We start from the raw sequence: 18720 nt of genomic DNA on the forward strand, positions 1-18720 counted from the left end.
GCTCTTCGGGGACGGCTGTGCTCACGCGGCGAGGTTAGACTTCCGTTACGATCTTCGCCATCCGTTGGCATCGTCCCGACGTCCACCACGGGTACGCCCGTCAGCAGATCTCAGGAGGCCCCGTGGGATACGGACCCATCAAGGTTGCAGTCGGCCCTGCCCTGGAGATGCTCTACCAGCCGTGGATCCGGGGGGAGGAGAACATCCCTGCCGAGGGTGCCGCCATCCTGGCCTCCAACCACCTGGCGGTCATCGACTCCTTCTTCCTGCCGCTGCTGGTGGACCGTGAGGTCGCCTTCATCGGCAAGGCTGACTACTTCACCGGGAAAGGGCTCAGGGGCTGGGCCGTGAGGCGCTTCATGACGACGGTGGGGACGATCCCGGTGGACCGCAGCGGTGGCAAGGCCTCACAGGCTGCGCTCCAGGCGGGCATCGACCGGCTGCGCTCCGGGGAGCTGTTCGGCATCTACCCCGAGGGCACGCGCAGCCCTGACGGTCGGCTCTACCGGGGCAAGACGGGGGTGGCGCGCGTCGCCCTGGCCACCGGTGCGCCGGTGGTGCCTGTGGCTATGATCGGCTCCAACCTGGCCCAGCCCATCGGCCAGGCCATCCCCTCCACCCGCCACCGGGTGGGCATCGTCATCGGCGAGCCCCTGGACTTCTCCCGCTACCAGGGCCTGGAGAACGACCGGTTCGTCCTGCGCTCGATCACTGACGAGATCATGTACGCCCTCATGGCACTGTCAGGCCAGGAGTACGTGGACCTCTACGCGGCGGACGTCAAGAACGCCATGGACGCGGAGAAGAAGACCGCCGAGGAGGTGGTCACCCAGATGCTGGCTGCTCAGGCGCAGGCCCGCCCCTCGGCCGCCCCGGTGGCGGCTCCCGGTGGGCGTCCCGCCCCCGACGTCGAGGTGCCCCTGCCCCCGCAAGAGGACCAGGGGGAGACCGAGGAGAGCCAGGACGAGGTCGGCCGCTCAGGGCAGCAGGACGCCTCTTCTGCTCCTGGGGGAGGCTCCTCTTCCGCAGAGGAACCTCCTGCGCCGGAGTGAGGCCTCTGGCTCCCTGCCCGGCCGCCCCGTGCTGCTGCGAGCCATCCTGCCCCAGGGCCGTGGACCGCATCGGGCTGTGCCCGTGACGCTAGGATGTGCCTGTCCGCCTCACCTCTTACGAAAGGCCCCTCATGTCAATCCGTCGCGTCGCCCTGCTGACCGCAGGCGGCTTCGCCCCCTGCCTGTCCGCCGCTGTCGGTGACCTTGTCGAGCGCTACACCCAGGTCGCTCCCGAGGTGGAGATCATCGCCTACCAGTACGGGTACCACGGCCTGCTCACTGGCAGCTACGTCGTCGTTGACGAGGAGGGCCGCAGGAACGCGGGCATCCTGCGTGAGTTCGGCGGGTCACCCATTGGCAACTCCCGCGTCAAGCTGACCAACGCCAAGAACCTCGTGGAGCGGGGCCTGGTGGCCGAGGGCGTCGATCCTCTAGCCTTCGCCGCCGAGCAGCTGCGCAAGGACGGGGTGGACGTCCTGCACACCATTGGCGGCGACGACACCAACACCACCGCCGCCGACCTGGCTGCCTACCTCCACGACAACGACTACGAGCTGACCGTGGTTGGCCTGCCCAAGACCATCGACAACGACGTCGTCCCGGTGCGCCAGTCCCTGGGGGCGTGGACAGCGGCCGAGCAGGGCGCTGAGTTCGCCTTCAACATTATCGGCGAGCACCGCTCCAACCCGCGCATGCTCATCGTCCACGAGTGCATGGGCCGCAACTGCGGCTACCTCACCGCTGAGACGGCCCGCCGCTACCGCGAGCTGCTGGAGACCAAGCAGTGGGCACCGTCCCTGGGGCTGAGCAAGGAGCGCTGGGACGTCCACGCCGTCTTCGTCCCCGAGGCCAGGCTGGACATCGCCACCGAAGCCGAGCGCCTCAAGGCCATCATGGACGAGCAGGGCAACGTCAACATCTTCCTGTCCGAGGGCGCCGGCGTCCCGGAGATCATCGCGGAGATGGAGGCTGCGGGCCAGGAGGTCCAGCGTGACCCCTTCGGCCACGTCAAGCTGGACACCATCAACCCTGGCCAGTGGTTCGCCCGGCAGTTCGCCGATCTCATCGGTGCGGAGAAGGTCATGGTCCAGAAGTCCGGCTACTACTCGCGTGCGGCTGCCGCCAACGCGGAGGACCTGGCCCTCATCAAGCAGATGTGCGACCATGCCGTGGACTGCGCCCTGCGCGGCGTCTCCGGCGTCATCGGCCAGGACGAGGAGAACAACGACGAGCTCGGCGCCATCGCCTTCCCACGCATCGCCGGGGCCAAGCCCTTTGACATCACCCAGTCCTGGTTCACTGAGCTCATGACTGACCTGGGCCAGTCCGTGGAGCCCGCTGAGGCGGCTGCGCAGCACTGACCCGGCTGGTAGGCCACCCTGCTGACGACCCTGGCGGGACCCCGCACGGTGCGCGGCACCTACGCGGCAGCGTGCCTGCACGGCCGGGTGTCCCGCCAGGTGGCCGTCATGTGGACAGCGCAGCTGGCTCACCTATGCTGGCTGCCGTGATGAACGACCTTGACGCGCCCCGTAGCCACGGCCCCGCCTGGCGGGATCGGCCTGCCTTCCAGCAGCCTGTCTACCCGGACGCGGCTGCCTTGGATGCCGTGGGTGCTGACCTGCGCTCGCGCCCTCCGCTGGTCTTCGCGGGGGAGGTGGACGCCCTGCGCTGCCAGATGGCGGCTGCGGCGGACGGGCGTGCTTTCGTGCTCATGGGGGGTGACTGCGCGGAGTCCTTTGCCGACACCTCGGCCACCTCCATCCGCCTCAAGGTCCAGACGATCCTCCAGATGGCGGCCGTGCTCACCTACGCGGCCTCCACCCCTGTGGTCAAGATCGGCCGTATGGCCGGGCAGTACGCCAAGCCCCGCAGCGCGGACACCGAGACCCGTGAGGGCGTGACCCTGCCCTCCTACCGGGGGGACTCGGTCAACGACCACGCCTTCACGCCCGAGGCCCGCACCCCTGACCCGGCCCGTATGCTCGAGGCCTACCTGCGGGCGGGCACCACGCTCAACCTTGTCAGGGCCTTTACGATGGGCGGGTACGCCGACCTGCGTGAGGTCCACCTGTGGAACCGGGGGTTCACTGCCAACCCCGCCTACAAGCGCTTCGAGTCCTTCGCCGAGGAGATCGACCGGGCCATGCGGTTCATGGAGGCGGCGGGCGTGGACTTCGAGGCCCTGCGCCAGGTGGACTTCTACTCCGCCCACGAGGCCCTGCTCCTGGAGTATGAGGACGCCATGATCCGGCAGGACTCGCGTACCGGTCGGCTCTACGGCACCTCGGCCCACATGCTGTGGGTCGGGGAGCGTACCCGTGGCCCGCGTGACGCCCACGTGGCCCTCCTGGAGGGGGTGCGCAACCCGGTGGGGGTCAAGCTCGGCCCCACCACGACCCCCGAGGAGGTCTCCTCCCTCATGGACCACCTCAACCCCGAGGGCGAGACGGGGCGCCTGAGCCTCATCACCCGCATGGGCGCCGAGCGTATCCGTGAGGTGCTGCCGGGCCTGGTCGAGGCCGTGCGTCGCGACGGGCGCCCGGTGACCTGGATCACCGACCCGATGCACGGCAACACCATCACTTCCGACAACGGCTACAAGACCCGCCGCTTCGACACGATCATGGACGAGGTCCGCGGCTTCTTCGAGGTGCACCGCGACCTGGGGACCGTCCCGGGAGGAGTCCACGTTGAGCTCACCGGCGACGACGTCACCGAGTGCCTGGGAGGCGGGGAGCACATTGACGAGCAGCGGCTGGCGGAGCGCTACGAGACCCTGGTGGACCCACGCCTGAACCACCAGCAGTCCCTGGAGATGGCCTTCGAGGTCGCCGAGATGCTCCAGGACCGGTCCAGGACCAGCTAGGAGCGGTCCAGGACCAGACCCATGGGCGCGTGGTACCTGTGAGCTGGTGAGGGGCCGCTTAAGAGGCTGGTGCGGGGCCGGTCAGAGCACGGTGACGGTGACCGTGCTGCCCACCGTGACGCTGGTACCAGCCGGAGGCTCGATGGAACGCACCTTTCCCAGGAGGCCGCCCAGGACACGGCTGACCTCCACGCCCAGGCCCGCCTCCTCCAGCGTGTCCGTGGCCTCCTCCTCGCTCATGCCCACCACGTCGGGCACGTCAACCCGCTGCCTTCCCCGGGAGACGACGGCTGTCACTGCCCGGTCCCGGGTCACGCGCTCTCCCGCCCCCGGCGTGGAGGAGATCACCAGGCCTGCGGCCACCGTGTCGGAGTAGGCGCGTACTGGGCTGGCCCAGACCAGGCCCTGGCCCTCGACTGCGGAGTGGGCCTCCTGCTGCGTCATCCCCACGATGTCGGGGACCGTGATGCGCCGTCCTGGACCGACGGTCCTGTACCAGGTGGCGTAGCCTCCCCCTGCCAGCACCAGGACGCCGGCCCCGGTAAGCAGCGCCCGTCGGCCGTAGCGGCGCCTGGCCGAGTCCTGGGAGGTCGCTTCTGAGGGTACGGGGACGGTCTGCTGGGTCCGGTCTCCCGTGAGAAGGGACCTGCGGGGGAGCTGGCGGGTGCCGGTTTCGGCGGGCTCGGGGCCGATGGAGCCGATTGGCAGGGACACGGTGCGCATGCCCGCGCTGGGGGTGTCCCGCTCCTGGTCAGGCTCGGGGGCCTCGGCCATGGCTGAGCGTGCTGCGCGCGCGTTGGCAGCCATGACCTCATGGGTCCGCTCTGAGCCGGTGCCCCCGCCGGGACGCACGGACAGGTCGGAGCCGGTGAGCTCTCCCGCCACGTGGCGCAGCAGTGTCAGGGCGGCGTCGGCGTCGCCGGGCCGCTGGAGGGGGTCGCGCCGGGTCATGGCCCGTACCAGCTCGTCGACGTTGGCCGACATCTGCGGGACCGTCGTGGAAGGCAGGGGGACATCCTCGTGGACGTTGCGGAAGGCGACCTGGATGGGGGAGTCGGCGTGGAAGGGCAGGCTCCCGGTCAGGAGCTCGTAGAGGACGACGCCGACGGAGAACACGTCGGCGCGGGCGGTTGAGGCGCCGGAGGTGATCAGCTCGGGTGCCAGGTAGGCGACGGTGCCCAGGACGTTACCGGTCGTGGTCTGTGCCACCTCGGTGACGGCCCGGGCCAGCCCGAAGTCCGCGACCTTGGCGACGGCCCCGTCGGCAGGCAGGAGGACGTTCTCGGGCTTGATGTCGCGGTGGACCAGGCCTGCTCGGTGGGCGGCCCCCAGTGGGCGCAGCACCTGGGCCACCAGCCCCAGCGCCTCCCCGACGGACAGCGGGCCGGCGGCGATGAGGTCCCGCAGGCTCGGGCCCTCGACGTACTCCATGACCAGGTAGGCCACGCCGTCCAGGCTGCCCTGGTCGTAGACGGCTACCACCCCCGGGTTGGACAGGCGCGCGGCCGCGCGAGCCTCACGGCGGAAGCGTGCGACGAACTCGGGGGAGTCCGCCAGGTGGGCATGCATGAGCTTGAGGGCGACGTCGCGGTCCAGGCGCCGGTCCTGCGCCCGGTAGACCGTGGCCATGCCACCACGAGCGACCTGGGCGACGATCTCGTAGCGAGAGTCGACCAGGCGACCGATGAGGGGATCCTTGACCACGGCGTGATTCTAGGATGATCGCGGAGGCGGGGTCAGGTACTGCGCTCGGTGAGGACCAGGGCCAGGGTCTCGAGGTCCTCCAGGCAGGCAGGGCTGAGGCCCTCCTGGGCGCGCAGGCGTTCCAGCGCCTGGTAGCCGGCCTGCCGGTGGGCCTGGATCTGCTCCTCGTGGGCTGCCCGGGCACCGCAGTCCTCAATGACCTGGGCGGCGCGGGCGATCTCGGCCTCACCGGCCGCACGGTTGGCCAGGACCTGCTCCAGGACACGCCTGCCCGCGTCGTCGGTGCGCCCCCAAGCCAGCGCCAGCATCACTGTGCGTTTGCCCTCGCGCAGGTCGTCCCCGGCGGGCTTGCCTGTCAGTGCCGGGTCACCGTAGACACCCAGGTCGTCGTCGCGCAGCTGGAAGGCGATACCGATCTCCTCGCCAAAGTCCCGCAGGTGGTCCAGGAGGGCAGAGTCGGGCCGTGCCCCGGCCAGGAGCGCCCCGATGACAAGGGGGTGCTGCACGGAGTACCGGGCCGACTTGTGCCGGACCACTGACAGGGAGCTGGCGTGCATCCTGGCCGAGGCGCGCAGGGGGTCCTCCTGCCGGGGCAGGGGCAGGGCCTGGGAGCGTACGTCCAGGAACTGGCCCAGGGCGACCTCGGTCGTCATGGCGTCGAAGGCCGCGCGGGCGTGCTCCCCCGCGACCGTGTCCGCCAGCGGGAGGACGGCGGTGGCGCGTCCCATCTCCTCCCCGGCTAGCGACAGCAGGAGGTCTCCCAGGAGGATCGCCGCGCTGGTACCAAAGTCCTCGGCGTCTCCCAGCCAGTGGTTAGCCGCGTGGGTGCGGGCGAACACCCTGTGGGATGCGGGCTGGCCTCGCCGCCTGGGCGCCGCGTCCATGACGTCGTCATGGACCAGCGCGCTGGCCTGGTAGAGCTCCAGCGCGGTGGCCAGGTGGACGGACTGGGGGCTGGTCAGTACCTGGGGCCGGAGGGTGTGCGGTGCCAGGAGGCCGGTGCCGACGGCTCCCAGGATGGCCCGCATGCGCTTGCCGCCGCCAAGAGCCTGGGACGCCGCGTCGAGCATGTCCCCCCCGGCGTCTCCCAGGTCGTCCCACCGGTGACGGCAGTCCGCCAGCAGCTGGCCGAGCCGGGACTCCACGGCCTCGCGTACGACGGTCAGCGGCTCGGGAAGGTCAGGCATGGGCACAGGGTAGCCGGACAGGGGGTGCGGGGGAGGCGCCCAGGCCCCGGAGGCCAGCCCGCCTCGGCTGGGAGCAGGCCGGGGACGGGGTCTTCCGAGCGGCGTCCTGGGGAATAAACGCTACAATCTGTCAGTTGCTTGTCCGTAGCGACAGTTGGGCAGCAGCTGACGGCTGTGGCCCACTGCCTGCCGTAAGCCTGCTCACGCGAAAGGAGCCCTGTGGCTTCCACACTGACGCGTACCCGCGTCGCGCTCACCGACGACGTCAACGAGACTGCTGATGACTTCGACCTTGACGATGAGGGAGAGGAGGACCTGGACGAGGTCCCGGACAAGGACTCTGAGGACTCCGACAGTCCTGATGACTCTGACGACGACCCTGCGGACGACTCGGTGGATCCCGGGAAGGGTTCCGAGGACCCTGAGGGCAGGGCCGTCACAGGGGCTGACGACCAGGAGGAGCCGCGTCCCGAGCTGCGGGACTACTACCTTGACGTCACCCTCGAGACCGACGGTGACGGCTCCAAGCGCAACCCTTTCAACACCCCTGCCTCGCTCAAGGGGGTGAGGCTGGCTCCCGGGGCTACGCTGTTCATCCGCTCCCGGACCGTGGTCGAGGACCTGGAGATCGCTGGCCACGGCACCATTGAGGAGCCCATCACGCTGGCTCCCTACGGGCACGGCCCTGTGCCGCGATTTGTCGTGGACGGCTCTGAGCCCATGGTCGCGCGCGAGTTCCTCGCCCTCAACGGCTACATCTTCAAGGGGTGGGTCATCAAGGGCATCAAGATGCAGCCCTCCATCGCCGCCCTGACCGGGGAGCTGGAGCGGATGCGTCGTGAGGAGGCGGAGAAGGCTGCCGCCAAGAAGGCCGGTCGACGCTCCAGGTCGGGGGACAAGGACGGCTCCTTCACCGTGTCGGACAGCGACGAGGCGGACGAGCCCGCCCAGCGCGTCGTGACAGCAGGCGCCACGGCGGATCCGGTCAAGGACTACCTCAAGCAGATCGGCAAGGTGGCTCTGCTCAACGCCGAGCAGGAGGTTGAGCTGGCCAAGCGCATTGAGGCGGGCCTGTTCGCCGAGTACCGTCTCAGTGAGGAGGGCAATGACCTTCCCGCCAGGCTGCGCCGTGAGCTGCACTGGGTGGCCCAGGACGGCCAGCGGGCCAAGAACCACCTCCTGGAGGCCAACCTGCGTCTGGTGGTGTCGCTGGCCAAGCGCTACACCGGACGCGGCATGCTGTTCCTGGACCTCATCCAGGAGGGCAACCTGGGGCTGATCCGTGCCGTGGAGAAGTTTGACTACACCAAGGGCTTCAAGTTCTCCACCTACGCCACCTGGTGGATCCGCCAGGCCATCACCCGGGCCATGGCGGACCAGGCCCGCACCATCCGCATCCCGGTCCACATGGTGGAGGTCATCAACAAACTGGCCCGCGTCCAGCGCCAGATGCTGCAGGACCTGGGGCGTGAGCCCACGCCAGAGGAGCTGGCCGTGGAGCTGGACATGACCCCGGAGAAGGTGGTCGAGGTCCAGAAGTACGGGCGTGAGCCGATCTCCCTGCACACCCCTCTGGGAGAGGACGGCGACAGCGAGTTCGGTGACCTCATCGAGGACTCCGAGGCCGTGGTCCCTGCCGACGCGGTGAGCTTCACCCTCCTGCAGGAGCAGCTCCACGCCGTCCTGGACACCCTGTCGGAGAGGGAGGCGGGCGTGGTCTCCATGCGTTTCGGCCTCACCGACGGCCAGCCCAAGACCCTTGACGAGATCGGCAAGGTCTACGGGGTGACCCGGGAGCGCATCAGGCAGATCGAGTCCAAGACCATGTCCAAGCTGCGCCACCCCTCGCGCAGCCAGGTGCTGCGCGACTACCTGGACTAGGCAGCTGGACTAGGCGAAGAGGCGACGGCGAGGTGACGTACCGGCCGCAGCCCGGGGGGATGGCCCTCTGGCTGCGGCCGGGCCTGGTTGAGGCGCTGACGTCGTCACGCTCACCGTGGCCGGGGTGCGTGCCGCGTCAAGGTCGTGCGGCTCAGGTAGTTACTATCGGGCACGCCCCGCTGTCAGATTGCTGCGTCAGCAGCTGTCGTGCCTCTGACTGCCCTCTTCAGGGTAGGGCACCGCGATGAAAGTGGTCGACGAGTTCCGGACCGCTTGTCACGAAGGTAGGTGGCAGTTGGGTGCCTGGGGTGGGTCTTGGGTCTGGGGGTTGTGGTGGTGGTGGTGTGGTGGGGGTTACGGTTTGGTCATGCGGATGAGTGAGCAGGAGTGGCACGAGGCGTGGCTGCGCGCCACGCCTGAGTGGGTGGACGCGAACATGGACGACCTGGTGAAGGAGGGGTACGCGCCGATGGGTGTGGGTGCCCCGGTCACCGCCGAGCACGTGGGCTACTTTGGTGGGGTGCTGCCTGCCTCGGTGCTGCACCTGTGGGAGCGGTTCGGCTTCGATGGCTTCGGGGCGGGGCGGTGGTGGTTCACCGACCCCTACCGGTGGGCGCCGGTGGTCGAGGCCTGGCTGGGGGGCACGGCCATACCGTTCCCCCACCAGCGGTGGTGGTGCCTGGCCCGCTCCGCGACAGGGACCATGAGGCTGTGGGGGGGAGGTCTCCGGCCCCGCTCTGACCCTCACCCCCGCCCTGGGGTGGGTGCGTCCCGACGCAGTCAGCGCCTCCAGGATGTCGGACGCGGTGATGCGTGAGCGCATGGGCGCCACCACCCTGGACTCGCCACGCAAGGACCTGGGCGACGACGACACCGGGGTGCTGGTGGCCGACTGGGCCATCGACAACCTGGGGGTCCTGGGGGCTGACCAGGTCTACGGGCTGACCCCGGCCTACTGCTTCACCGGGCGGGTCAGCACCAGCCAGGTGGGTATCGAGGACGCGGTCGCGCACCTCACTTTTCTGGCCCAGGCCCAGGAGCACACCCTGGTGGAGGACTTCTCCGCCGCCGCCGCACAGGTCGCCGCCACCATCGCCACAGGCGCCCAGGACAACGGGTCGGGCAGCGCCGGTGGCCCCGGTGACGACAGCGGTGAGGGTGCCGGTGGTCCCCACGGCCCGGAGGCGCGCGGACCGCAGGAGGGGTCCTGATGGCCGGGCGCTGGCGGGACCGGCCCCGCTGGCTCAGGGACGGGCGCCCACCCACCCCCGCCGCTGGTCCCACAGGCCGCAGCGGTGGTGGCGCGGCCCCCGACCACAGCGGTGGTGGTGGTCAGGTCCCTGGCTGCGGCGGTGGCGGGGGCGCGGGTACCGCCTTGGTGGCGTCTGGCATGTTCACCCCGGGCAGGGCTGGCGGGCAGAGCGTGCTGGTGTGGGAGGGGGCCGTGGCGGCACCGGCGAGCCCGCTGGCGTGGCACTCGGCCACGCCGGTGGAGGTGTTCTTCCACACCGGCCACCACGACTCCACCCAGGTCCTGGTGGCTGAGTTCACCCGCCAGCTGGACCGACAGCTCTCCGCCCTGTCCCTGCTCAGCGCGCAGCGCCTGCTGGAGGGCATCCGCGCCTACAGGGCACATGGCCGCCAGCCCACCTCCAAGACCACCAGGAATAGGCGCAAGAAGTTCATGGAGGAGGTCGTGGGCGACCTGGTGCACGTGCACCGCCTCTCCTGGGAGGACGCCCAGGCCGCGACGCGGGAGGTGGACCGGGCGCTGGTGGTGCTCCACGAGTCCGACCAGGTCACCTACGGCCCCTCCCAGCCCGCCACCACCACCGAGGGGTGGCCCTCCCTGGGCCACGGGGTGGTCAGCTCCTCCATCGGCGGCCAGGGCAGGCCCGTGGCCACGGTCCTGGAGCAGGCCACCCTGGCCGTCCCAGCCGACCAGAGGCCGCGTGTGCGCCTGCTGGTGCGCGCGGTGCTGACCGGCTCCCCCGACCTGGCCCAGGACCTGCGCCACGGCCAGGTGGTGCTGGAGCCGCGCACCCAGGCCCAGGTGAACGCTACCAGCCCCCGGGGGCCACCATGGACACCCAGCCACCTCGCCGCCACCATCGCCACCGGCCACACCCCCTGGCACCCACCACCCGCCCGGGCACAGGAGCCCGACCAGGCGCAGGAGCCCGTGCTCTCGGCCACGACCCAGCCCGGGGCCGGGCAGCCCCACCAGCCAGACCGGCCCGGCCCCGCCACCACCCAGCCGTCGCCGGAGCCACCCCGGCCAGGCCCCACCCGCACCGGCGCCACCACGCCCGGGCCACCCCACACGGGCACCACCACGCCCGGGCCGCCCCAGGCGGGCGCCACCACAGCCGGGCCGGGCCAGCCGCCCCGGCCGCTGACCCGCGAGGAGGTCCTGGCCAACATCGCGTCCCACGTGGCCCAGGCGGCCCGCCAGGGCGACCAGCCCCACACCCCACGCCAGGCCCGGGCCGCACGGGAGGCACCCGCCGGGGCCGCCCGCGCTGCCCGCCTGCGCGAGGCCTCCTTCCCCCACCCGCCCACCGCCGCCGTACGCACACCACCAGCACAGCCCCAGGCAGGCACCACCCGGACAGGACCCGCCCCGGGCCAGCCGTCCCGGCCGCTGACCCGCGAGGAGGTCCTGGCCAGGATCACCGCCCAAGCCGCCCAGCAGCCCACCCAGCCCCGCACCCCACGCCAGACCCCCACCAGAAACCGGAGGCGCAACCACGGCCTGGGCCGCTAAGACCCGACCCACACACCCGCACACACCCCGCAGGCCCAGGGCCGACCTTCCCGTCCGCCGCTCCCGCCTGCCCGGAGCCTGATGGCCTGCTCGAGCCTTCCCCGGGACGGTGTGCGAGGCTCGGGTACGGCAGGGGAGCACCGGGGCGTCGCTGCACGTACCCGAAGGTCGGAAAGCGGAAAAATGGAAACCGAATGAGAGTGGTCCCCCGGCCTCCTGGGCCGGGGGACCATGGACGTCAGTGCTGGACTAGGCTGGGCCAGTCAGTCCTCGGACAGGAGGCGGTCGGACTCGTCCTGGACGAACAGGGCGCTGGCCTGCAGGGCCTCCGCGTGCGCCCGGCCGTGGTGGGCGCAGAAGAGGAGCTCGCCGGAGGCGAGGACCACCCGGACGTAGGCCTGGGCACTACAGGCGTCACACCGGTCAGCGGTCGTGAGGGGACGCCTGGTCTGGTCTACGGAGGTGGTGGCGGCAGGGGCCGCCGTCGCGGTCGCCTCCGTAGCGGTGGAGGCGGTCGTGCTCGTTGCCTTCATGACCCCATGACATCACGTCCAGCCAGGCGGCTCCTACCCGGGAGGCCTCCTTCCGCCCCGGGCGCAGCACCTGTGCCCACGGCGAACGGTGGGAATCCGGGCGGTGGACGACCTCCTGCGTCAGGCTCGCCCTGCGGGTCGGCGTCCAGCGGAGGTGTCCCTGCTCCACGCTTCCACTGCTCGGCTCGGTCCCGGCAGCGTGGGTGCGTTCCACCTTCCTGTGGCGAGGAAGAACGCCTGTTCGACCCTCATCCGCTAAGGTTCGCCCGTGCCTGCATCCAAGACCGCGACCAGCCGCGCGGACAAGTCTGCCAGGTCTGAGCAGCCTGCTCAGACCTCCTACTCTGCCCGTCACCTCTCCGTCCTGGAGGGGCTGGAGGCCGTGCGCAAGCGCCCCGGCATGTACATCGGCTCCACTGACCAGCGCGGTCTCATGCACTGCGTCTGGGAGATCCTGGACAACGCCGTCGACGAGGCCCTGGAGGGTCACGGGGACGACATCACCCTGGCTGTCCACGGCGACGGGTCGATCGAGGTGCGCGACAACGGCCGTGGCGTTCCGGTGGACGTCGAGCCCTCCTCCGGGCTGACGGGGGTGGAGCTGGTCTACACCAAGCTGCACGCGGGAGGGAAGTTCGGCGGGGGCTCCTACGGCGCCGCAGGCGGCCTCCACGGGGTGGGCGCCTCGGTGGTCAACGCCCTGTCGGCCCGCATGGACGTGGAGGTGGACCGGGGCGGACGGACCTACGCCATGAGCTTCCGCCGGGGCGAGCCCGGGGTCTTTGACGACTCCGCCGGACGCGGCCCGCAGTCCCCCTTCACCGGTTTCACCCAGGACTCACAGCTGCGTGTGGTCGGCAAGGTGAGGGCAGGTGTGACCGGTACCCGGGTCCGCTACTGGGCGGACCCGCAGATCTTCCCCAGGCCGAGCGAGTTCGACGCCGGGGCACTGCGAGCCCGGTTGCGCCAGACCAGCTTCCTGGTCCCCGGGCTCACCCTGCGCCTGGAGGACCACCGTCCCCAGGCTGAGGTGCTGGCCGCCTCCACCACCCCTGCTGCTGACGCCGGCAGCACCGACGACGCCGTCCACGAGGCGTCCCTGCGGGTGGCGGCGCGGGTGGCTGCGCCAGTCACGACAGGCACTGCTGCCACTGCTGCCGGCACAGGGAGGGGCACCAGGGCGGGTGCCGGTGACCTGTTCTCCGCCAGTGGGCAGGACAGCAGTGGGGACGTCAACGGCAGTGCTCCTGGCAGCGGGGCAGGCGGCGCCGAGGTCTTCTACGCCCGGGGCGGGACCGCTGACTTCGTGGACTTCCTGGCCTCTGACGGCTCCGTGACGGACACCTTCCGCCTCACGGGCCAGGGCACCTACACCGAGACCGTGCAGCAGCTGGACGCGGGCGGCCACCTGCGCCCGGTCGAGGTCGAGCGGACCTGCCTCGTGGACGTGGCCCTGCGCTGGGGAGTTGGTTACGACACCACAGAGCGTTCCTTCGTCAACATCATCGCCACGCCGATGGGCGGCACGCACCTCAGCGGGTTCGAGCAGGCCCTGACCCGGGTGCTGCGCAAGCGCATTGAGGCGGACTCCCGGGCGTTGAAGCTCACCTCCCGCGACGGGCGGGTCGAGAAGGACGACATCCTGGCGGGCCTGACCGCCGTGGTGACTGTGCGCGTGCCCGAGCCCCAGTTCGAGGGTCAGACCAAGGAGGTGCTGGGCACGGCTCCCGTGCGCCAGATCGTGGCCAAGGTGGTGGACACCGAGCTGACGGCCCTGCTGACCTCCTCCAAGAGAGACCTCAAGGCCCAGGCCCGCTCCCTGGAGGAGAAGATCGTCGGGGAGATGCGTGCCCGGGTCTCGGCACGCCTCCACAAGGAGATCACCCGGCGCAAGACGGCCCTGGAGACCTCCTCCCTGCCCGCCAAGCTCGCCGACTGCCGCAGTGACGACGTGGCGGCCTCCGAGCTGTTCATCGTCGAGGGCGACTCCGCCCTGGGAACGGCCAAGAACGCCCGCAACTCCGAGTTCCAGGCGCTCCTACCCATCCGTGGGAAGATCCTCAACGTCCAGAAGGCCTCCCAGGCGGACATGCTGCGCAACGCTGAGTGCTCGGCCATCATCCAGGTGGTCGGGGCCGGCTCGGGGCGGACCTTTGACATCGGGGCCTCACGCTACGGCAAGGTCATCCTCATGACTGACGCCGACGTGGACGGCGCGCACATCCGCACCCTCCTGCTGACCCTCTTCTTCCGCTACATGCGCCCTATGATCGAGGCCGGGCGGGTCTTCGCCGCCGTCCCACCCCTGCACCGTATCGAGGTGGCAGGCAGGGGGCGGCGTAAGAAGGAGGTCATCTACACCTACTCCGACGAGGAGCTGGTGGAGACCCTGCGGCGCCTGGAGCGCTCGGGGCGCAGCTTCAAGGAGCCGCAGCGTTACAAGGGCCTGGGGGAGATGGATGCCCACCAGCTGGCCGAGACCACGATGGAGCCCGAGCACCGTACCCTGCGACGCATCACCCTGGCCGATGAGGCGGAGGTTGTCCGGGCGGAGTCCGTCTTCGAGCTCCTCATGGGCAGCTCGGTGGAGCCGCGCCGGGACTTTATCGTCCAGGGTGCCAGGGACGTGGACCGGGAACGCATCGACGCCTGAGAACCTCCGGCGGGCGGTGGCAGTGACCGGGCTGGTGGTGACGTGTGGTGCGCCGAGTATGGCGCACTGAGCAATAGTGCGCTGAGCAGGTGGGACAGGCTGGTACGGGCCGCAGGCAGGGAGGTTGTGGCCGCAGTCCAGCGGGCCTGGGGTAGGCTCTGCTCTGGCCCTGCCCTGCCAGCCCTGATAGCCCCGGACACCTCTGACAGGTCCGGCCCTACCCGAAGGAGGGCGTCTTATGGCTCCAGTCTATGGTTCCCCTCGCGGCGGGGGCTGGTCTCCGTGGACCATGCTGCGTCCCGGACCCCGTTCCTCGCTGTCGCGGCACCTGTCGTGGATGCCGCTGAGCCCTGAGGACAACGCCGAGCTCGCAGCTCTCATCTCCCGCGCAGAGACGGTGGACGACCCTCCCTACCGGACTACCGCCCAGGAGACCGCCGAGTACTTCATCGACCCCACCTACTCTGGTGTCGCAGGTCGTGACGAGGAGGGGGTCATGCGCGCCTTCGGGCTGGTGCGTCTGCGCCCTGCCGGGGAGATCTACGTCTCCATGACCGGGGTCGTGGACCCGAGCAGGCGCGGGCAGGGGATCGGGCGCTCGCTGCTGCACTGGCAGGCCGAGCGGGCGCGCCACCTTGTAGGGGCCGAGCGGGCGGTCTCGCTGGCTGACTCCGCCGCTTCCCGGGCGCGGCGCCAGCCAGCCCACGTGGTCACCACGGTCCTGGAGGGTGACGAGCGGATGCAGGAGCACCTGAGGCACCTGGGGTTCGAGCCTCGCCGCTGGTACCGTGAGCTGCGTCGCTCCCTGTCCCTGGACATCCCGGTGGTCGAGCTCGACGGCTTCCTACGGGTCGAGCCGTGGACGCCCGAGATTGATGACGCTGTGCGCCGGGCGCACAACCAGGCCATAGGTGAGGGCTGGGGCTCGCGGAGCCTGACCCCCGAGGAGTGGGCGCAGGGGAGTGCCTACTTCGCGCCCCGCTGGAGCTTCGTCGCCACGGACCGCTCCGGCGACCGTGCCCGGGTGGCTGGCTACCTTCGCTCCAGCCGCTACGAGCAGGACTGGGAGGCGCTGGGCTGGAGGGAGGGCTACACCGACATGCTGGGTGTGCTGCGTGACTACCGCAGCCGACGCGTGGGCTCGGCGCTGCTGTGTGCCGCCATGCAGGCCTACGCGGCTGACGGCATGGAGTACGCGGCCGCAGGCGTGGACACGGACAACCCTTCAGGGGCGGTTGACCTCTACGAGTCCCTGGGCTACGAGCCCACACGTGGGACAGTCCTCTACGTCCTAGACGTGTGAGGAGGGTCCTGGACGTGTAGGCGGCTAGCGTGCCAGGCTCGGGCCGTGTGCTGGCGCGCTGCGGGGCGGGCAGGGGCTCCAGCCAGGCACACAGGGAGGCAGGCGCACTCGGGGCGCTCATCAGCTGGTACCCGCAGGTCAGCCGACTCCGGTAACCGGCGAGGCTGGCTGGGTCCCCGAGCCGTCCCGGCGCTCGTCAGGCTCCGGCAGGGATGTCGGCCTGCCGCCTGAACGCAGCGCCCTGGTGGGAGCCACGCCGACCCACGCCAGCACCAGCTTGTGCTCCCCCTGGAGGAAACGGTGCGTGCGCACTCCTGCCGTGGCACGCCCCTTGGCCGGGTAGCGGTCCAGGGGAGTGACCTTGACGCTGCCCCCACCGGTGCCGGGCAGCGTCTGTCCGGCACCGGCGACGGTCACCACCACGGCCTCAGCCACCAGCTCCTCAGGGACGGCGCCACCGAAGACCACCTGGGCCTCGGGGCGCAGGGACATTCCTGCCATTCCGGCGGCGCCCCGGCCCTGGGGCCGGACCCTGGCGGCCTGGAAGCGCAGCAGCTGGGCGTCGGAGGAGACCAGGGCGAGGAAGTCGGAGTCGGCGGCAGTGGTCGCGCACACCACCCGGTCCCCCTCGGACAGGGAGATGATCGCCCAGGCCTGGCCGTTGCGGGGCTCGTCCCCGGGGCGTACCCGCTTGACCACGCCCTGGGCCGTCATGAGGACCACGGGGTCGGTCTGGGCGCCACCCACGGGGACCAGTCCGACCACCTTCTCCCCGGCGGCGGTGTCCACCAGCTGGTGCACCGGGGCGCAGCCAGCCAGGGAGGGTGCCTCCTGGGTCCGCTCAATCTCTGGCACGGCGACCACGTCCATGAGGACCAGGCGCCCGGTGTCAGTCACGGCACCGACCGTGCCGCGTGCTGTGGCCGGGACCTGGGAGGTCAAGGCGTCGTGCGGGCGGCGGGCACCGGTGCGGGACACCGGCTCGGGGCCGCTGGTGCGCGCGACCAGGCCCGTGGTGGACAGGAGCACCTGGCAGGGCTCGTCAGGGACGGTCAGGGGCACCTGCGTGCTGCCAGCCGTGAGCGCCACCGCCTGGTGCCGGGGGGCTGAGCCTGGCCCTCCCCCCGCCTCTGCCCTGTCCGAGGTCGGGGCTCCTGCCCCCACGACGTCCTCGCCGGAGGACTCCAGCAGCACGGTGCGCCGTGGCGTGCCGAACTCCTCGGCCACGGCGGCCAGCTCGCGGGAGACCTGGTCGCGCAGCAGGGCCTCGTCAGCCAGCACCGCCTCCAGCCTGCCGATCTCCCGGGCCAGCTCCTCCTTCTCCTTCTCCAGCTCGATGACGGAGTACCTGGTGAGACGACGCAGCTGGAGCTCCAGGATGTAGGCCGCCTGGACCTCGGTGAGGTCGAAGACCTGCTGGAGCCTGGTGCGTGCGGCCTCGGCGTCCTGGGAGGAGCGGACAACAGCAATGACCTCGTCAATGTCCAGGATGGCGATGAGCAGGCCGTCAACCAGGTGCGCCCGCTCACGGCGCCGCTCCAGGCGGAACCGGGTGCGGCGGGTGACGACCTCCGTGCGGTGGCGCAGGAACACCTCCAGGAGCCCGCGCAGCCCCAGGGTGCGCGGCTGCCCGTCCACCAGGCACACGTTGTTGATCCCGAAGGAGTCCTCCAGCGGGGTGTGCCTGTAGAGCTGGGCGAGCACGGCCTCCGGGTTGTAGCCGTTCTTGACCCCCACGACCAGGCGGGTGCCGTTCTTGCGGTCAGTCAGGTCGTTGACGTCGGTGACTCCCTGGAGCTTCTTGGAGGCCACGGCGTCCTTGATGCGGGCGATGACCTTCTCCGGGCCCACCAGGTAGGGCAGCTCGGTGAAGACGATGCCCCGGCGGCGTGGCCCGATGGACTCGATGTGTGCGGTGGCGCGGGTGAGGAACTTCCCCCGGCCTGTGCGGTAGGCCTCTCGGATGCCGTCCAGGCCGACGACCACCCCCCCGGCGGGCAGGTCCGGCCCGGGCACCAGCGCCATGAGGTCCTCCAGGGTGGCCTCCGGGTGCTCCAGCAGGTGGCGGGCGGCGGCCACCACCTCCATCAGGTTGTGGGGAGGCATGTTCGTGGCCATGCCCACGGCGATCCCCGAGGCTCCGTTGACCAGGAGGTTGGGGAAGGCTGCGGGAAGGACACCGGGCTCGGTGAGCGTGTAGTCGTAGTTGGGGGAGAAGTCGACCGTGTCCTCGTCGATGTCCGCCGTCAGCGCCAGCGCGGAGGCCGCCAGGCGGGCCTCGGTGTAGCGGGCCGCTGCGGGGCCGTCGTCCAGGGAGCCGAAGTTGCCGTGACCGTCCACCAGGGGCAGCCGCATCGTGAAGGGTTGGGCCAGGCGCACCAGGGCCTCGTAGATCGCGACGTCTCCGTGGGGGTGGAGACGGCCCATGACGTCGCCGACGACACGGGAGCACTTGACGTGGGGGCGGTCCGGGCGCAGCCCCATGCGGTCCATCTGGAACAGGATCCGTCGCTGGACCGGCTTGAGGCCGTCACGGGCGTCGGGCAGGGCGCGGGCGTAGATGACGGAGTAGGCGTACTCCAGGAAGCTGGTGCGCATCTCCGTGGACAGGTCGAGCTCGACGATCTCTCCGTCGTCTGGGGGAGGGGCCTGGGTGGAGGCGGACTTCGGCATAGGCGCATTGTCGCCACAGGCAGGGGAGACTGTCATCACGACACCCGACCCGTGACCGCTCCGACGGGGGCGTCGGGCGGAGGTGGCACAATTCGGGC

Annotated in this window: 12 protein-coding genes and 1 pseudogene; 9 read left to right on the forward strand and 4 right to left on the reverse strand. The window is 70.7% G+C overall.

Annotated features, from left to right (window positions below; translation table 11 throughout):
• The first annotated feature begins 122 nt into the window (after positions 1 to 122).
• From CWS50_RS05250 to CWS50_RS05260, 3 genes are all read left to right on the forward strand, one after another.
• On the forward strand, positions 123 to 1052 hold the full coding sequence (locus CWS50_RS05250) for a lysophospholipid acyltransferase family protein (RefSeq protein WP_243118473.1): 930 nt from the start codon (positions 123 to 125) through the stop codon (positions 1050 to 1052).
• 131 nt (positions 1053 to 1183) lie between these two features.
• Positions 1184 to 2413 (forward strand): pyrophosphate--fructose-6-phosphate 1-phosphotransferase, encoded by a 1230-nt coding sequence (locus CWS50_RS05255; protein WP_127841937.1) that lies wholly within the window; start codon positions 1184 to 1186, stop codon positions 2411 to 2413.
• A 134-nt stretch (positions 2414 to 2547) separates the two neighbouring features.
• Positions 2548 to 3921 carry a class II 3-deoxy-7-phosphoheptulonate synthase gene (locus tag CWS50_RS05260; RefSeq protein WP_127843269.1) on the forward strand — a complete coding sequence of 458 codons (1374 nt, stop codon included), beginning with the start codon at positions 2548 to 2550 and terminating at the stop codon, positions 3919 to 3921.
• A gap of 87 nt (positions 3922 to 4008) precedes the next feature.
• Here CWS50_RS05260 and pknB read toward each other — a convergent pair.
• Both pknB and CWS50_RS05270 read right to left on the reverse strand, forming a co-directional pair.
• Positions 4009 to 5625, reverse strand: a pseudogene (pknB, locus tag CWS50_RS05265) (Stk1 family PASTA domain-containing Ser/Thr kinase); the annotation flags it as partial.
• A gap of 32 nt (positions 5626 to 5657) precedes the next feature.
• A complete protein-coding gene (locus CWS50_RS05270; protein ID WP_127841939.1) occupies positions 5658 to 6812 on the reverse strand; it encodes a polyprenyl synthetase family protein in 1155 nt (384 codons plus the stop codon).
• A gap of 219 nt (positions 6813 to 7031) precedes the next feature.
• Here CWS50_RS05270 and CWS50_RS13455 point away from each other — a divergent pair, with 219 nt between their 5' ends.
• The 4 genes from CWS50_RS13455 (at position 7032) to CWS50_RS13790 (ending at position 11460) form a co-directional block, all read left to right on the forward strand.
• On the forward strand, positions 7032 to 8693 hold the full coding sequence (locus CWS50_RS13455) for an RNA polymerase sigma factor (RefSeq protein ID WP_127841940.1): 1662 nt from the start codon (positions 7032 to 7034) through the stop codon (positions 8691 to 8693).
• 367 nt (positions 8694 to 9060) lie between these two features.
• The gene (locus CWS50_RS05280; protein ID WP_164860084.1) at positions 9061 to 9510 is read left to right on the forward strand and encodes a GAD-like domain-containing protein; all 450 of its coding nucleotides are present in this window, start codon (positions 9061 to 9063) and stop codon (positions 9508 to 9510) included.
• Positions 9503 to 9904, forward strand: a complete 402-nt coding sequence (locus CWS50_RS05285) for a hypothetical protein (RefSeq protein ID WP_127841942.1) — start codon at positions 9503 to 9505, stop codon at positions 9902 to 9904. The genes CWS50_RS05280 and CWS50_RS05285 overlap by 8 nt, the downstream gene beginning before the upstream one ends.
• Complete coding sequence (locus CWS50_RS13790) at positions 9904 to 11460, forward strand: polymorphic toxin type 15 domain-containing protein (protein ID WP_127841943.1); 1557 nt, start codon at positions 9904 to 9906, stop codon at positions 11458 to 11460. Before CWS50_RS05285 ends, CWS50_RS13790 begins: the two co-directional genes overlap by 1 nt.
• Positions 11461 to 11723: 263 nt before the next feature.
• Here the strand turns inward: CWS50_RS13790 and CWS50_RS05295 are convergent, their stop codons facing one another.
• The gene (locus CWS50_RS05295) at positions 11724 to 11993 is read right to left on the reverse strand and encodes a DUF7455 domain-containing protein (protein ID WP_127841944.1); all 270 of its coding nucleotides are present in this window, start codon (positions 11991 to 11993) and stop codon (positions 11724 to 11726) included.
• Between the two features lie 268 nt (positions 11994 to 12261).
• On the opposite strand from CWS50_RS05295, the gene CWS50_RS05300 reads away from it, so the two are divergent.
• Both CWS50_RS05300 and CWS50_RS05305 read left to right on the forward strand, forming a co-directional pair.
• Positions 12262 to 14646 carry a DNA gyrase/topoisomerase IV subunit B gene (locus CWS50_RS05300; protein ID WP_371855195.1) on the forward strand — a complete coding sequence of 795 codons (2385 nt, stop codon included), beginning with the start codon at positions 12262 to 12264 and terminating at the stop codon, positions 14644 to 14646.
• Between the two features lie 238 nt (positions 14647 to 14884).
• Positions 14885 to 15949, forward strand: a complete 1065-nt coding sequence (locus tag CWS50_RS05305; protein WP_127841945.1) for a GNAT family N-acetyltransferase — start codon at positions 14885 to 14887, stop codon at positions 15947 to 15949.
• A 138-nt stretch (positions 15950 to 16087) separates the two neighbouring features.
• On the opposite strand, the gene CWS50_RS05310 is transcribed toward CWS50_RS05305, so the two are convergent.
• Positions 16088 to 18622: a DNA gyrase/topoisomerase IV subunit A gene (locus tag CWS50_RS05310; RefSeq protein WP_127841946.1), complete on the reverse strand. Its 2535-nt coding sequence runs from the start codon at positions 18620 to 18622 to the stop codon at positions 16088 to 16090.
• Positions 18623 to 18720 lie beyond the last annotated feature (98 nt).

This window comes from Actinomyces wuliandei, from assembly GCF_004010955.1.
In the GTDB taxonomy this organism is placed as follows: domain Bacteria; phylum Actinomycetota; class Actinomycetes; order Actinomycetales; family Actinomycetaceae; genus Actinomyces; species Actinomyces wuliandei.

Bases quoted from the DNA above. Each gene is read 5' to 3' on its own strand.
- CWS50_RS05260 (WP_127843269.1), top strand. From the start codon at position 2,548: ATGCTGGCTGCCGTGATGAACGACCTTGACGCGCCCCGTAGCCACGGC.
- CWS50_RS05270 (WP_127841939.1), bottom strand. From the start codon at position 6,812: ATGCCTGACCTTCCCGAGCCGCTGACCGTCGTACGCGAGGCCGTGGAG.
- CWS50_RS05295 (WP_127841944.1), bottom strand. From the start codon at position 11,993: ATGAAGGCAACGAGCACGACCGCCTCCACCGCTACGGAGGCGACCGCG.
- CWS50_RS05280 (WP_164860084.1), top strand. From the start codon at position 9,061: ATGCGGATGAGTGAGCAGGAGTGGCACGAGGCGTGGCTGCGCGCCACG.
- CWS50_RS13790 (WP_127841943.1), top strand. From the start codon at position 9,904: ATGGCCGGGCGCTGGCGGGACCGGCCCCGCTGGCTCAGGGACGGGCGC.
- CWS50_RS05255 (WP_127841937.1), top strand. From the start codon at position 1,184: ATGTCAATCCGTCGCGTCGCCCTGCTGACCGCAGGCGGCTTCGCCCCC.
- CWS50_RS05285 (WP_127841942.1), top strand. From the start codon at position 9,503: ATGCGTGAGCGCATGGGCGCCACCACCCTGGACTCGCCACGCAAGGAC.
- CWS50_RS05310 (WP_127841946.1), bottom strand. From the start codon at position 18,622: ATGCCGAAGTCCGCCTCCACCCAGGCCCCTCCCCCAGACGACGGAGAG.
- CWS50_RS05305 (WP_127841945.1), top strand. From the start codon at position 14,885: ATGGCTCCAGTCTATGGTTCCCCTCGCGGCGGGGGCTGGTCTCCGTGG.